Here is a 14,793-nt window from a genome sequence, read left to right as displayed (position 1 = left end):
TGTCAGTCCTCCCTCTCCATACACTCATAATCCGCCGGGGTATTAATGTTTTGGAATGCTTCAGCATCATCGAAACGGACATACCTTACACGTAATTCATTCAGCATTTTATGAACAGATCGTTTTCCGCCCTTTAGCTGACGTTTAATCACTGGCTTTACCTGTGCGGCGTAAAGTCCAACTAATGGTTCCGCCACTTCGTTTACCATCGGAATAATGGCATCGCATGACGGGCATGCATTCGCTTTAAGCTCAGTAAAAACGGCCGTTGTCATTCGTGGCAAGTCGGATGGCACAACAATGTACCAATCGGCTTCTCTATGTTCCATGGCGGTATACAGTCCCGCCAACGGGCCTTGCTGACGAAACATCGATACATCGACAAGGCAACTGACCCCTCTGTTTATGAATTGGTCTTGCAACCCTTCATTCGTTACGACGATCGTTTCATCCACCAGTGAGGAAATCGCCTCAACCGCAAATTCGTAAAAGAACTTGCCTTGCGTCTTTGCAAATGGCTTAGGAGAACCAAATCGGCTGGACAAGCCCCCAGCGAGAACGACACCCATAACGTTGAGCTTCATTGGCACCCTCTCCCGTCATTAAATTGTAATTAATTTCATCGATAGGATTCTTTATCCATGTTAAAATAAAGATAGAGATTGGCTAAAAGGAGATGATCGACGTGCAAACGAGTGTCTTAGAACAGCCGACCGCCAAAACATTTAACTTATCCACTGAGCTTCGCGATTTGCTTTATCGACTTGGTACCGAACGCAAAATTGAGAAGGATACGTATTTGTTCCACGAAGGTGATAAGGCAGATGAAATTTATATTCTGAAAAGTGGCCTTATCCAAATCAATAAGTTGACTTCAGATGGAAAAGAAATGATCCTCCGTATTTGCAAAAAAGAAGACATTTTCGGAGAGCTGACGTTGTTTGGTGAACAGCCGACGTACCTTTTAAGCTCTCTCGTTATCGAGTCGGGTGAAGTCTTTGTGATTAAGACAAAGTTATTGGAGGAGGCCTTAATGAGTAATGGGTCTCTGACGCTTGAATATCTAAAATGGGTCAACAATCATATGCGGAAATTCCAGTCCAAAATTCGGGATCTATTATTGAACGGCAAAAAAGGCGCGCTTTATTCCACATTAATCCGGCTGGCGAATAGCTACGGGACGGAAACAGCCGAAGGAATTCGCATCAATCTCAGCCTTACGAATCAAGAGTTGGCGAAGTTTTGCGCCGCGACGCGAGAAAGTGTAAACCGAATGCTCTCTGAGTTGCGGAAGCAGGGCGCCATTCGAATGACGAAAGACAATCATATTCTCATCCTAGATATGGCTTATTTAAAACAGCAAATCAATTGCGAACATTGCCCGATTGAGGTGTGCAATATCAACTGAAGCAACCCAGTGGTCCATTTCTTCATAGCTGTAGACTGCACAGGAAGGCTTTTCCTCCAAGGGGATTGCTGAAACGATTGCTTTACAATTCGTTACGGATGTCAAAAGCGGAAGGTCTTCCTGGTTACGGATCAAGACAATTTTCGGATAATCTGCCTCCTTGTACCCCTCCACAATCAACAGCTCTATGGTAGCGAATCGATACAACTCAATAAGCGTATCCAGGTCCCAAGCAGTTGCAGCCAGCTGTAAAATTCCGTCGCCTTCTACCCCTGACAATAGGGCACCAGCGGCAGATTGCTTTGCGCTGTCTGTGTCCACCCATCCGACAGGCTGCCCACCATGACCGTGATGCTTCAGCGCCCCTACACGATGGCCTGCTTTGGTAAATAACTCGACCAACTTCGCGACCAGCGTTGTTTTTCCACTATTTTTGTATCCAACGACTTGCAGCACCTGCACATCTTCACCCCCCACTAACCGGCGGAATAAAGGCAATCGTGTCACCGGACTGAATGACTGTCTCCTCTGTCGCGTAGTTTTCATTGACCGCCACCATGGCCATTTGAGATGCAAACAATGATGGGTAAGTTTCAGTCAAACGTTCTTTTAGCTCGCCTACGGTATTATCCTGTAGCTCCATGTTGATCGAGGGAACACCAATCGTCTCCTGCATCTGTGCGAAAAACAGAATTTTAATCACGTCTGTTTCATCTCCTTTTCAGGTTGGCCATCTGGGTAGACGACGGTACCTGCCTGATTTCCAATCCATTTTTCCCCATTCTCCCAATGCTCCTTCTTCCAAATGGGCACCATGTCTTTAATTCGCTCAATCGCATAGGCATTTGCCTCATATGCCACACGCCGATGTGGCGAAGAAACAGCGATGATGACGGCAGCCTCACCTATGTTCAACGAGCCAATCCGATGTGAGATGGCCACTTTGGTTCCTGGCCATCTCGTGTTAACCTCATGACCAATCTGCTCAAGCATCGCAACAGCCATTGGCACATACGCTTGGTATTCGAGATAAATCGTTCGTCTGCCTTTCGTCCATTCACGGACTGTACCGATAAAAGTCGTTATCGCTCCAGCTGCCGGGCTCTCCACTTTTCTAATGACGTGCTCCAACTGCAGCGGCTCGCTCGTTACTTCATGCATCTCGCTCGTCATACCGCTCCCCCCTTCAATGAATAGCGATTGTCTGCTCAAATCCACTACGTGATGCGCCCTTTTCATCCTCTAATAAAAACACCGTCACCTGCGCGCCTCGTTCATATCCCTTTGTGCCGTGCGGGAGCATGATGAGACAATCCGCTCCGGCAAGCGAGGTCACCACATTTGATTTATCCAAACCTACCGGCGTAGCAATCAAGACACCTTCTTGTATCGTAAGCGCCCCTCTGACAAACCGATCGTACGGATTCGCTTTTGGAAAATCCGCGCCAAGAAACGCATGTGCTTGACGGCGATAAGGCGAGTCTGAACGGAGGAAAGACCTGATCAATGGATACACGTAAAGCTCGAAGCCAATATAGCAAGCCGATGGATTTCCTGAGAGACCGAACAAGATTCTTCCATCCTTCTCGGCGGCAGTTGTCACACTGCCCGGCCGCATCGCTATTTTGTTGAAAAGGACGTTCGCCTGCATCCACTCATAAATGGCGGGTAAGTAATCAAAATCCCCAACAGATACGCCACCGGTGGTTAGCAGAATATCCACCTGTTCAAAGGCGGCTTCCACACGTGATAAACTAGCCTCCAGGTCATCTTCACATTGGCCAAAATAAATGACTTCCCCACCCGCTCTCTGGATTTGCGCCTGCAGCATAGCCGCATTGCTATTTCGGATCTTTCCAGGCTCCATCGCTTCCCCGATCTCCAGCAACTCACTTCCCGTCGAAAGAACACCAACAGTCGGTTTGCGGCTAACAGGAACTTGAGCGTAGCCAAATGTCGCCAACAGAGCGGTTACCCCTGGATTGATGGGTTCTCCTTCGGTGACAAGGACGGCTCCTGCCTCTGTGTCTTCACCGGCAAAGGAAATGTTTTCACCTGTCTTGACGACGTAATTAAAATCAACGAAATCCGTCCCCGCTTCATGGTAGTGGCGACCTCTCTCGAGCATAACTACGGCATCACAACCATCAGGAATCGCTGCTCCTGTCATAATCCGAACGGCTTGATATTGTTGCACCGTTTCTTCGAACAGCGCTCCTGCCCCAATCGTTCCAATGACTTCAAAACGCTTCGGCTGAACCCGTGTGCACTCACTCGTATCACAAGCTCGAATGGCAAACCCATCATACGGCGATTTATTGAACGGCGGGACTTGGTGACTTGCTACCAGCGGTTCTCCCAAATGGCGACCATAACATTGTTCAATCGGTATGTGCTCGACTGTACCTTTCCTCGCAAAACGCATGACGTGAGACATTGCTTCCCCTACTTGAATTGGACGTCTAGGTTTTCCATTTTCCACTTGCACTTTTATCACCCCAATAACTGATAGTAAGCACGCTTTGCTTCTGTGACGGAGCTTGTGCCGTGAACTAGTGTGCGTCCATCTCTGAAAAAAACAAGGCGCATTTGATTGTAAACCGTGGTCAAAAAAAACTCATTCTCGCTCGTCACCATATCAAGAAGTTTTGTTCGTAGCATACTTAAGTCAACCGCCTCACCTCGCCGAATCAGAACCGTCTCTCTGCCGCACAGCACCGTCGCTTTCATCGGGCGTTTTCGCAAATAAGGATACGTTCGTTTTTTCCCACAAGAAGGGCATGTTTCCTGACGAGCCTGCTGCATATTAAATTGATGATAGCGATTCCCCCAAAGGTCGAACGTCACTAAGCTTGAACGAAGCGCCGACGTAGCTTCGACGAGGAGCTTCAATACTTCTGTCGTCTGATGGGCGACCACCATTTGTACGGCTGGTCCAATGATACCCATTGACCCACAGGTTGCTCCTCCGCCTGTTGAACCAAACAAACAATGGAAACACGGCGTTTGACCAGGCAGAATAGTGTAGCTCATGCCAGTACTGCCTGCACAGGACCCGAACACCCACGGAATCTCCATTTGCTGCAACAGGTCGTTTAAGAGCAGCCGTGTGTCAAGATTGTCGGTGGCATCGACGACGACATCGACTCCTTCCAAAATGTCCGGCAAGGTAGTCGCTGTTGCTTCCATCACATGCGCATGAATCACTACTTCAGAATTGATCTGGACCAATTTCTGTCTCGCCGCAATGACTTTTGGCACTTCTCTTCTAGCATCCTCTTCCGTAAAAAGCTGCTGTCGCTGGAGATTGCTGTATTCGACGTAATCCCTGTCCACAATCGTAAGCGTGCCAATTCCTGCACGCGTGAGCGCTTCCGCATTTGCTGATCCAAGCGCGCCGCACCCAATAATCACGACATGCTTCGAACGAATACGCTCTTGGCCAGCGAGGCCAATGCCAGGCCAGCACTCCTGTCTCGCGTAACGACTTTCCATGCTGCTTCCCCTTTCGTATTAACCGCCAATATAGGACATTTCAATTTTCTTCCTTGTCCGGGCGGTAGCTTCTGTCCGCTCATCCGAGTAACGATCGGTTCGCTGCTGCCACGACTGAATGAGCACCTCTCGTATGTCATCATCCGTTGCCCCGTTGCGAAGCCATTCCCGAAGATCTAGCCCACCAGAGGCGAATAGACAGTTGTATAGCTTTCCGTCCGCAGCGACCCGCGCTCTTGAGCAGCTTGAGCAGAACGATTCCGATACAGAGGTGATAAAACCGACCTCGACGTCGGTCCCTTTGTACCGGTAGCGTTTCGCCACTTCGCTGCGATCCTTTGATTCGACTTGTTCCAATCCGAAACGTTCATTGAGCATCTCGTACATGTCCTTTTTTGTGACCACTTTGTCGTACATCCAGCCATTGGTTTGCCCGACGTCCATGAACTCAATAAACCGAAGTGTAATCCCCTCATTACGGAAAAACTCAGCCATCGGCAACACTTCATGCTCATTTTTGCCCTTCATAACGACCATGTTCACCTTAACCTCTAGCCCAGCCTCTTCCGCCTTCTTCATATTCGTAATTATCCGCTCCGGACCTACATTTGTATCGTTGATCGTACAAAGCACATCTTTGTCCAAGGCATCTAAACTGACATTCACCCGTTTCAGTCCAGCCTGTTTTAGTTCTTCTGCCATAGCGCCAAGAAGCACACCGTTCGTCGTCAGGCCAATGTCTTTTAAGCCCGGCAGCTTTGCCAACTGCCGAACAAGCTCTGGAAAGTCTTTTCGCAGGAGTGGCTCCCCGCCGGTCAGCCTAATTTTCTTCACGCCAAGAGAAAGAAACAATTTTGCCAAACGCACAATTTCTTCAAAGGACAACAGTTGCTCCTTGGGCATAAACACAAACTCTTTTCCGAACACGTCACGAGGCATGCAGTACGTACACCGTAAATTACACCGATCAATCACAGAGATACGCAAGTCCTGTAAAGGTCGCCCGAGCTTATCCGTAAGTATCGCCATGCGTAACAACTCCTTCAATTCTTGCCTCTATCATAACGTGAAACAGGGGCGGCCCCTGTGATCTATGTCACACATTCTTACGTAAGAATATTGAACATATTTACATATCGTCTTCATTGACTCGCTTTCTCTACTTGGGCTCGCTCTCTCCCGTTATAGGCTCGCTTTTCCCCATTATGGACTCGCTTCAGTGCTTTTCCGACTCGCTTTTTCATTCTAGGGGCTCGCTTCACGAAAAAGCGTACCGCAGGACTTCTCCTCGGTACGCTCCGTTCATCAATTTCTGCCGACCTCTACCTTACATCCGCTTTCCGCTTATAAATCACATAGCTTCTTGACAGGTAATGGATCGGGAAGCTAAACGCATGCACCAATCTCGTAAACGGCCAGGCACTATACAAAACGAAAGTCATGAAAATATGAATCTTGAACCAAATCGGTACAGTTGCCATCAACGACGGGTCAACACGGAAGATAAACAAGCCGCGCAGCCACGGGGCAATTGTCGTCCGATAATCAAAGCCGTGTGAATCGACATTGAACGTTGTCGCGAGCAGACCCGTACCGATAACGAGCAGCAACAGGATCAACGTGACCCAATCCGATGGCGTTGATGTGGCCCGTAATCGCTTGACACTAAATCTTCTATACGTCAACAGTGCCACACCGATGATTGTTGCAATTCCCGCTGGCAATCCGAAGATGATCGCCATGAGGTGGTACGTATGCTCAGACACACCTAAAGATTCATACACTCCAATCGGTATGAGCAGACCCATGACATGACCGCCAAATACGACCATTAACCCCCAATGGAAAAGCAGTGAGCCGACTCTTAGTCTACGTTTCTCCAATAATTCACTCGATTTTGTCGTCCATCCCATTTGATCCTTCTGGTAGCGATAAAGATGGCCTCCTATAAAGATCGTTGCTACGATGTACGGGAACACACCCCACAATAGTGTTTCCATAGCTGTTCCTCTCCATTTCTATCAACTGACCTGCCGTTCGATCTCCACACCTTGCGCCTCCATTAAATGAAACAATGCATCCAGTAACACGGCATAATAGCTGCTTTGTTCAGCAAGTTTGTTGCGAATCTCGTCAATGGCATTTCCGTGCATTTGCAGCAGCTCCGTGCGTGCTTTTTCCGGGGCATGAGCACAAAATTCAAGCATGAGGGGCAGATAATCCGGCAAATCTTTCTCTGTCAGGGAAAAGCCGTTTTCTTCATACATCATCTTCAGCTTCAGCAGCTCCACCCCCCGCTCCCGTTGCTCCCCAAGCTTGAGATACGTGACATATAAATTTGTTAACCGACCGAAATCAAAATGCCCAATATAATGATCTGTTAACTGATCTAAGTCGCGTTTTTCCACTTCGTCTAGGAACGTCAATAGGCTGTCTTGGACGCTTTCTTCCTTCATTCTCGTGCAAAAATCGCGAATGTCCGGTAGAGCAGCTTGCAGATCTTCATCTGGATAACGCAAAAGATAGGACATCATCTGGAACGTCATATGCATCTACATCTCCCCCTTTCCTTTATTTCAAGACGCCACAGCCACCAGGACCACCCGCAAAGTCAAGACCACAGCTGCCTTGCATCGCGTATAAATCAGTCACTTCTTCTTTATGGCTATGTGGAATGACAAACCGATCTTTGTATTTAGCGATGGCGAGCAGTCGGTACATCTCCCGAATGTCATCCTCCGTTAAAGAGAGATCCTTTAGCAAGGTTGTATCAAATGCTTTTCCAATCGTATCGGCCCGCATATAGCTCCGCATGACCGCCATTTTTTTCAGCACTGAGCGGATATGATCCGTATCTCCTGCCGTCAGCAAATTCGCGAGGTATTCAATCGGAATCCGCATCTGATCAATCGCCGGGAAAATATCGGCTGTATCGGCGGAGCTGCCTTTGCCCTCGATCATGTTCATGACCGGACTAAGTGGCGGGATATACCACACCATCGGCATCGTTCGGTATTCCGGATGGAGCGGCAAGGCAATCTTCCAATCAATGATCATCTTGTAGAGAGGTGATTGCTGGGCCGCTTCAATCCAATCCATTGGAATCCCGTCCTCCTTCGCCTGCTGAATGACCTTCGGATCGTTTGGATCAAGGAAAATGCCAAGCTGTGTATGATAAAGGTCCTTCTCATCCGTCGCAGAGGCCGCTTCTAGCACCCGATCTGCATCATAGAGCATCACGCCGATATAACGAATTCTGCCTACGCACGTTTCGGAACAAATTGTCGGTTGGCCGTTCTCAATGCGCGGAAAACACATCGTGCATTTTTCTGCTTTGTTCGTCTGCCAATTGAAGTACACTTTTTTATAAGGACAAGAAGAGACACAGTGGCGCCATGCACGACAGGCGTTCTGATCGACAAGGACAATGCCATCTTCATCACGCTTATACATTGCGCCTGAAGGACAGGACGACACACAGGATGGATTGATGCAATGCTCACAAATTCGCGGCAAGTACATCATAAACACATCCTCGAACTCCGTCTTAATCGATTCCTCCATCTTGAGGACGTTTGGATCACGCAAACCCGTCACGTGTCCGCCAGCCAAGTCATCCTCCCAGTTTGGCCCCCATTCCAAGTCCATGAATTCGCCAGTGATCGTTGACTTGGCACGGGCAACAGACTGGTGTTTTCGCTCCTTGCTCGTCGTCAATGTTTCATAGTCATACGTCCATGGTTCATAATAATCATCCAGCTCTGGCAAATCAGGGTTGTGGAACAAATTCAGCAAACGATTTGTCTTTGATCCCGATTTCAAACGCAACTCGTCGCCTTTTAGCTCCCATCCCCCTTTGTACTTCTCCTGATCTTCCCATTGCTTCGGGTACCCGATCCCCGGTTTGGTTTCCACATTATTAAAGTACATATACTCCGCACCTGGGCGATTCGTCCACGTATTTTTACACGTAACACTGCATGTGTGACAACCGATGCATTTGTCCAGGTTCATCACCATGCCGACTTGCGCTTTAATCTTCAAGCCAATCAACCTCCTTCAGCTTTCTGATGATGACGTTCAAATCTCGTTGGTTTCCGGTTGGCCCGTAGTAGTTAAAGCCATAGCTCAGCTGCGCATAGCCGCCAATCATATGTGTTGGCTTCACGTGAATTCGCGTCGGACTGTTATGCGTACCCCCACGATTTTTCGTTAGCTTCGTCCCCGGGACATGGATATGCCGATCCTGTGCGTGATGCATGAACGCCATTGAACGGGGAATCCGGTGCGAAACGACTGCCCGAGCGACGACGACCCCGTTTTGATTGAAGCATTCGATCCAATCATTGTCCTCGACATCGACCTCGGCGGCATCATCTTTATTCATCCACACGGTTGGGCCGCCACGGAAAAGCGTCAGCATCGGTTGGGCGTCAAAATACATGCTATGGATGGACCACTTGTTATGTGGCGTTAAATAATTGAGCGTAATCTCTTTGCCTTCAATGTCCGGTCGCTGTCTCCGGAATGGCTTATGGTTCAAGATGGGTTTAAAGACGGCGAACGATTCACCGAATTCCTTCATCATTTCGTGATCAAGGAAATACGATTGACGCCCCGTAATCGTACGAAATGGGATTAATTTCTCAATGTTGGTTGTAAACGGTGAGTAGCGACGGCCTCCCTTTTCGGAGCCACTAAACGCAGGCGAAGTGATGACGGTTTTCGGCTGAGCTGTAATTTGATCAAACGTAATCAGCTCCTCTTCTCTCTCTTGCGCCAAATCCTTCAATTCCAGGCTCGTCTTCTCCTCCAGCGCCTCCCAAGCCTTCACAGCGACCCTTCCGTTTGTCGTCGAGGAAAGCATCAGAACCGCTTCACATGCAGCGCGCGCATCCCTGATATCGGCGCAGCCATCGGCCACACTGCCATTTTTAATCGTTCCAAGCACATGCTTGACCTGATCGTATTCGTGCTCCATTTTCCAGCTAATGCCCTTGCCACCATAGGGCTTCGTGCCAACATTTGGCCCAAGCGCGACCATCTTGTCGTACACTTCTTTGTAATCTCGCTCTACGACATGAATTTGCGGCATTGTTTTGCCTGGAATTGGCTCGCATTCTCCTCTGGACCAGTCCTTGATCTCGCCAAACGGCTGTGCCATTTCAGCGGGGGTGTCATGATTCAGCGGCGTGGCGACCACTTCCTTGACCGCATCTAGATCGAGCTCCTTCGCCATGTCCTGAACGCCTTTGGCAAGGGTAGAAAAGATGTCCCAATCCGATCTGGCTTCCCATGGAGAAGCAATCGCTGGGTTGAAAGGATGCACAAAAGGGTGCATGTCCGTACTCGATAAATCATGCTTTTCATACCAAGTTGAAGCTGGCAGAATGACATCGGAATACAACGCTGTTCCAGCCATCCGAAAGTCGAGATTGACCAAAAGGTCCAGTTTGCCTTCTGGTGCTTCGTCTCGCCATTTAATTTCCTCTGGTCGCAGGCTATCCTCATCTGTATTGAGCAATCCGTGTGACGTTCCGAGCAAATGCTTCAAGAAGTATTCATGCCCTTTTCCTGAGCTGGAGATTAAGTTTGCTCGCCATACAAACAGCGTCCGCGGGAAGTTCACGGGATTGTCCGGGTCCTCAATGGCGAACTGCAGCTTTCTTTCCTCTAGCTGCGCCGCAATATAGGCTCCGATTTCCTCCGTTGTCCGATGTCCTTTCGCCACGGCTTCCTCATAGAGCTCGATGTTGTTTCGATTGAATGTCGGATAAGACGGCAGCCAGCCAAGCCGGGCGGCCAGCACATTGTAATCCCCGTGATGATCGTAACGTGCGCCATCAGCGGTTGCGGCAGTCAATTGACTAACTGGTGTCTCCTCGAAACGCCACTGATCTGTTGCGAAATAAAAGAAGGATGTGCCGTTTTGCAGCTTTGGAGGTCCTCCCCAATCCTTTGCGGTCGCAATTGTGCTCCACCCTTCTGCTGGGCGAAGCTTTTCCTGTCCGACATAATGCGCCCAGCCTCCACCGTTCACGCCTTGAGCCCCGACCATCAGGACAAGGTTCACAACCGCACGGTAGATGGTATCCGAGTTGAACCAGTGGTTGATGCCCGCCCCGACGATGATCATTGATTTCCCGTTCGTATCGACGGCATTTTGGGCGAATTCCCTAGCAATTTTGATGACAAGGTTGCGATCCACGCCCGTAATGCCTTCTTGCCACGCAGGTGAGAAAGGCGCGATATCATCGTATGTTTTTGCGACTGCGCCACCAATGCCACGGTCGACACCGTAATTTCCGAGCATTAAATCGTAGACGGTAGCCACGTAGACGGTTTCGCCATTCAATTTCAGCTTTTTCACCGGAATCGCACGTGGGACAGCTTTGTTTTCTTCCGCCTCAAAGTACGGCATGCTGACGTGCACCACTTCGTCCTCTCGACCTAAAAAGCTGAGTACTGGTTCAATCGGTCCTCCCGTTTCCTCATCGACCATCTTCAAGTTCCACTTTCCTTTATCATCCCAGCGAGAGCCCATCGTGCCATGAGGAATAGAGAAGCCGTTATTGTGCTTGTTGTACATTGCTGGTTTCCACTCATCATTTTCCGTTTGGACGCCCAAGTCCTTGGCGTGTAGAAAGCGATCAGCTGTGAACGTATCCCCCGTTTTCTTTAGCTTGACGGCAAATGGAAAGTCCGTGTAACGCTTTGCGTAATCCTCAAAATAAGGCGTGCGCTTTTTGTTGTAAAACTCGCTCAGAATGACATGCCCCATCGCCATCGCCACCGCACCATCCGTGCCTTGTCGAACAGACATCCAGTCATCAGAGAACTTGGTTGACTCGGCATAATCAGGACTGACAGAAACGACCTTCGTGCCTTTGTAGCGGGCTTCGGCTAGAAAATGCGCGTCCGGTGTACGCGTAAGAGGGACATTCGATCCCCACGTCATGATATAGCCTGAATTGAACCAATCAGAGGACTCCGGTACGTCCGTTTGGTCGCCCCAGATTTGCGGAGAAGCTGGCGGCAGATCCGCATACCAATCGTAAAAGCTCAGCATCGGTCCACCGATTAACGACATGAACCGGCTGCCGGCCGCATGGCTGATCATACTCATCGCCGGAATTGGTGAGAAACCAACGTTTCGGTCAGGGCCGTATTTTTTGATCGTATACAGAACGGAGGCTGAAATGAGCTTTGTGACCTCCTCCCAAGTTCCTCGGACTAGACCACCCTTGCCGCGCGCTTGCTTGTAGGAATTTGCCTTTTCCTTGTCCTCCACAATCGACGCCCATGCCTCCACTGGGTTTGAATGAGTTGCCAGCGCCTCCCTCCAGAGAAGGAGAAGTTTCTTCCGCACATAAGGATATTTGACGCGTAGCGGACTGTAGATATACCAAGAGAAGCTCGCTCCACGCGGACAGCCCCGCGGTTCAAATTCCGGCATATCCGGCCCAGTCGTCGGGTAATCCAGCTGCTGCCCTTCCCAAGAGACAATGCCATTCTTCACATAGATGTTCCAGCTGCATGATCCCGTACAGTTGACGCCATGCGTGGAACGGATCACCTTGTCATGCTGCCATCTATTCCGATACACATTTTCCCAATCCCGATTTCCATCCTGTAATTGACTATGGTTCTTCGCATATTTTTCAATTGGCTTAAGATAATTCAATCGTTGCCATAGCGGTGACGGTTTCTTTTTCATCGTAATCCCTCCAAACGAAGTTCTTACGTTCATTGAACCACCAATTAAAAAACAAGGTTGTGAAAAACATCACACTTCTAATAAAAAAAATAGTCTGGCCTCGAGTGAAGCATAACTGGCACATGGGCAATGAGCATATGAACAAGGAAATGCTAACGACGAAAGCGAGCGTTTCCCAAAAGCCAACCCCAGGCGCATTGAAAACGTTTGTCTTTCAAGGCGCGAAGCCGAGAGAGGAGCGGAGTTGCCGCACGGGCAATGAGCATCCGAACGAAGCGAGCAACAAAGAAAGCGAGCGTTTCTCAAAAGCCCGAACCCAGGCGCATTGAAATCGTTTGCCTTTCGAGGCGCGAAGCCGAGCGAGGAGCGGAGTTGCCTTACGGGCAATGAGCATCCGAATGAGGCGAGCAACAACGAAAGCGAACGTTCCCCGAAAGCCAACCCCAGGCGCATTGAAAACGCTTGTCTTTCGAGGCGCGAAGCCGAGTGAGGAGCGGAGTTGCCTTACGGGCAATGAGCATCCGAATGAGGCAAAGCAACGACGAAAGCGAGCGTTTCTCAAAAGCCTGTGATATTTTTCACAGACAAAGTACTAACAACAATTTAAAATCATGTCCATACACATATCACTGCAATAGAAAGGAACGATCACATGAAAAAATCGACGTTTCAGCTCTCCCTGCAAACGTCCAGTCTTGTCATCGGCTTCATGATTTGGGTATTGCTCTCTTCCTTGATGCCTTACATTCGTGAAGACATTGCCTTGACTGCTGGTCAGGCCTCCCTTGTCACAGCCGTTCCTGTTGTCTTAGGTTCGGTGCTACGCATCCCGTTCGGCTTTTATACGGATCGCATCGGGGCTCGCTTCACCTTCTTGATCAGCTTTATCATTCTGTTAGTGCCTGTTCTTGCCCTTAGTTCAGCTGACAGCTTTTTCGATTTAATTGTTGGCGGTCTTCTCCTAGGTGTTGGTGGCGCGACTTTCTCCATTGGCGTCACGTCTCTACCGAAATACTACCCGAAGGAAAAGCACGGCTTTATTAACGGGATTTATGGCATCGGCAATATCGGAACAGCCTTGACTATGTTTGGGGCACCAATCATCGCGAGCTCTATCGGCTGGCAAAGCACCATCCGTCTGACTTTGTTCATCCTACTCGCCTATGCGCTTTTGACGTTTCTTTTCGGCGACAGGCAGGAAACGAAAGTAAAACAATCCATGATTAAGCAAATGGGGGCTGTGTATCGGAACCCAATTCTTTGGATGATTAGCCTCTTTTATTTCATTACGTTTGGTGCATTCGTGGCATTCACTGTCTTCCTGCCAAGTCTATTGGTCGATCAGTTTGGCTTGGGGCCAGTCGACGCGGGCATTCGCACAGCCATCTTTATTGCCATCGCAACGGCCTTTCGTCCAATCGGTGGTTGGTTAGCCGATCGATACAATCCTTACATCCTTTTAATGATCGTTTTTATCGGTGTGGCATTATGCGGCATTCTCTTGTCCTTTTCGCCCTCACTGCCTTGGTATACCGTCGGGGCGCTTGCGGTGGCATTCACTGTCGGGGTTGGCAACGGAACGATCTTCAAGCTTGTGCCGCTATATTTCAATAAGCAGGCCGGTATTGTGAACGGCATTGTATCGGCAATGGGTGGTTTAGGTGGATTTTTCCCGCCTTTGCTACTGACTTCTGTCGCATCGTTCACGGGGCATCATGCAATTGCTTTTATGCTGCTGTCGGAGTTCGCCATCGTCAGCTTCGTCATTGTCATTTTCCTGTACTACCGGGAGCAGGTCGACCTCAGCAGCAAGATTATTGATGGCACAGCTGAAGGCATTATGGTGACGAACAAGCAGTTAGTGATCCAGCAGATCAATCCTTCATTTACCCGAATTACGGGGTATTCCAGTGAGGAAGTCAAAGGCAAAACACCAACAATCCTCCAATCGGGACGGCATAACATTGCGTTCTATGAAGCCATGTGGCGCTCGATTGAAGAGGATGGCTTTTGGGAAGGGGAAATTTGGAACAAGCGTAAAAATGGGGAGATTTATCAAGGATTACTGACGATTAGTCCGATGAAGAATCACGCAGGGGAAACGAAAAGCTATGTCGGGGTGTTTAATGATGTAAGTCGATTGGTCGCAACGAAGTAAGGAACATGGGCTGCT

Annotated in this window: 15 protein-coding genes; 4 read left to right on the top strand and 11 right to left on the bottom strand. The window is 49.1% G+C overall.

Annotated elements, in window-relative coordinates; translation table 11 throughout:
* Nucleotides 1-2: 2 nt before the first annotated feature.
* Complete coding sequence (gene mobA / locus EV213_RS07725; RefSeq protein WP_133579942.1) at nucleotides 3-584, bottom strand: molybdenum cofactor guanylyltransferase; 582 nt, start codon at nucleotides 582-584, stop codon at nucleotides 3-5.
* 101 nt (nucleotides 585-685) lie between these two features.
* Between mobA and EV213_RS07720 the strand changes: the two genes are divergently transcribed.
* Nucleotides 686-1,408: a Crp/Fnr family transcriptional regulator gene (locus tag EV213_RS07720; RefSeq protein WP_243740028.1), complete on the top strand. Its 723-nt coding sequence runs from the start codon at nucleotides 686-688 to the stop codon at nucleotides 1,406-1,408.
* Here EV213_RS07720 and mobB read toward each other — a convergent pair.
* From mobB to EV213_RS07670, 10 genes are all read right to left on the bottom strand, one after another.
* Nucleotides 1,352-1,870 carry a molybdopterin-guanine dinucleotide biosynthesis protein B gene (gene mobB / locus EV213_RS07715; protein ID WP_166639208.1) on the bottom strand — a complete coding sequence of 173 codons (519 nt, stop codon included), beginning with the start codon at nucleotides 1,868-1,870 and terminating at the stop codon, nucleotides 1,352-1,354. The genes EV213_RS07720 and mobB overlap by 57 nt on opposite strands.
* Before the next feature lie 4 nt (nucleotides 1,871-1,874).
* Entirely contained in the window at nucleotides 1,875-2,111 is a 237-nt protein-coding gene (gene moaD, locus EV213_RS07710; protein ID WP_133579939.1) for a molybdopterin converting factor subunit 1, read from the bottom strand.
* Nucleotides 2,108-2,581 (bottom strand): molybdenum cofactor biosynthesis protein MoaE, encoded by a 474-nt coding sequence (locus EV213_RS07705; protein ID WP_133579938.1) that lies wholly within the window; start codon nucleotides 2,579-2,581, stop codon nucleotides 2,108-2,110. Before EV213_RS07705 ends, moaD begins: the two co-directional genes overlap by 4 nt.
* A gap of 13 nt (nucleotides 2,582-2,594) precedes the next feature.
* Nucleotides 2,595-3,896, bottom strand: a complete 1,302-nt coding sequence (locus EV213_RS07700; RefSeq protein WP_424923033.1) for a molybdopterin molybdotransferase MoeA — start codon at nucleotides 3,894-3,896, stop codon at nucleotides 2,595-2,597.
* Between the two features lie 5 nt (nucleotides 3,897-3,901).
* Nucleotides 3,902-4,903 (bottom strand): ThiF family adenylyltransferase, encoded by a 1,002-nt coding sequence (locus EV213_RS07695; protein ID WP_133579937.1) that lies wholly within the window; start codon nucleotides 4,901-4,903, stop codon nucleotides 3,902-3,904.
* 18 nt (nucleotides 4,904-4,921) lie between these two features.
* Complete coding sequence (gene moaA, locus EV213_RS07690) at nucleotides 4,922-5,932, bottom strand: GTP 3',8-cyclase MoaA (protein WP_133579936.1); 1,011 nt, start codon at nucleotides 5,930-5,932, stop codon at nucleotides 4,922-4,924.
* Between the two features lie 293 nt (nucleotides 5,933-6,225).
* Complete coding sequence (gene narI / locus EV213_RS07685; RefSeq protein WP_133579935.1) at nucleotides 6,226-6,903, bottom strand: respiratory nitrate reductase subunit gamma; 678 nt, start codon at nucleotides 6,901-6,903, stop codon at nucleotides 6,226-6,228.
* A gap of 21 nt (nucleotides 6,904-6,924) precedes the next feature.
* Complete coding sequence (gene narJ / locus EV213_RS07680) at nucleotides 6,925-7,455, bottom strand: nitrate reductase molybdenum cofactor assembly chaperone (RefSeq protein ID WP_133579934.1); 531 nt, start codon at nucleotides 7,453-7,455, stop codon at nucleotides 6,925-6,927.
* Between the two features lie 19 nt (nucleotides 7,456-7,474).
* Nucleotides 7,475-8,947, bottom strand: coding sequence for a nitrate reductase subunit beta (gene narH / locus EV213_RS07675; RefSeq protein WP_133579933.1), 1,473 nt, complete (start codon nucleotides 8,945-8,947; stop codon nucleotides 7,475-7,477).
* Nucleotides 8,937-12,620, bottom strand: coding sequence for a nitrate reductase subunit alpha (locus tag EV213_RS07670; protein WP_133579932.1), 3,684 nt, complete (start codon nucleotides 12,618-12,620; stop codon nucleotides 8,937-8,939). The genes narH and EV213_RS07670 overlap by 11 nt, the downstream gene beginning before the upstream one ends.
* Nucleotides 12,621-12,742: 122 nt before the next feature.
* On the opposite strand from EV213_RS07670, the gene EV213_RS07665 reads away from it, so the two are divergent.
* The 3 genes from EV213_RS07665 to EV213_RS07660 all read left to right on the top strand — a co-directional run bounded on the left by EV213_RS07665 (nucleotide 12,743) and on the right by EV213_RS07660 (nucleotide 14,778).
* A complete protein-coding gene (locus EV213_RS07665) occupies nucleotides 12,743-12,949 on the top strand; it encodes a hypothetical protein (protein WP_133579931.1) in 207 nt (68 codons plus the stop codon).
* A 69-nt stretch (nucleotides 12,950-13,018) separates the two neighbouring features.
* Nucleotides 13,019-13,192: a hypothetical protein gene (locus tag EV213_RS20685; RefSeq protein WP_166639207.1), complete on the top strand. Its 174-nt coding sequence runs from the start codon at nucleotides 13,019-13,021 to the stop codon at nucleotides 13,190-13,192.
* A gap of 80 nt (nucleotides 13,193-13,272) precedes the next feature.
* The gene (locus EV213_RS07660; RefSeq protein ID WP_133579930.1) at nucleotides 13,273-14,778 is read left to right on the top strand and encodes a nitrate/nitrite transporter; all 1,506 of its coding nucleotides are present in this window, start codon (nucleotides 13,273-13,275) and stop codon (nucleotides 14,776-14,778) included.
* The last annotated feature ends 15 nt before the right edge of the window (nucleotides 14,779-14,793 follow it).

It is taken from the genome of Aureibacillus halotolerans (assembly GCF_004363045.1).
GTDB classification, from domain to species: Bacteria; Bacillota; Bacilli; order Bacillales; family DSM-28697; genus Aureibacillus; species Aureibacillus halotolerans.
Note: the sequence above shows the minus strand (reverse complement) of the source record. Positions and strands in the feature narration are given on the sequence as shown.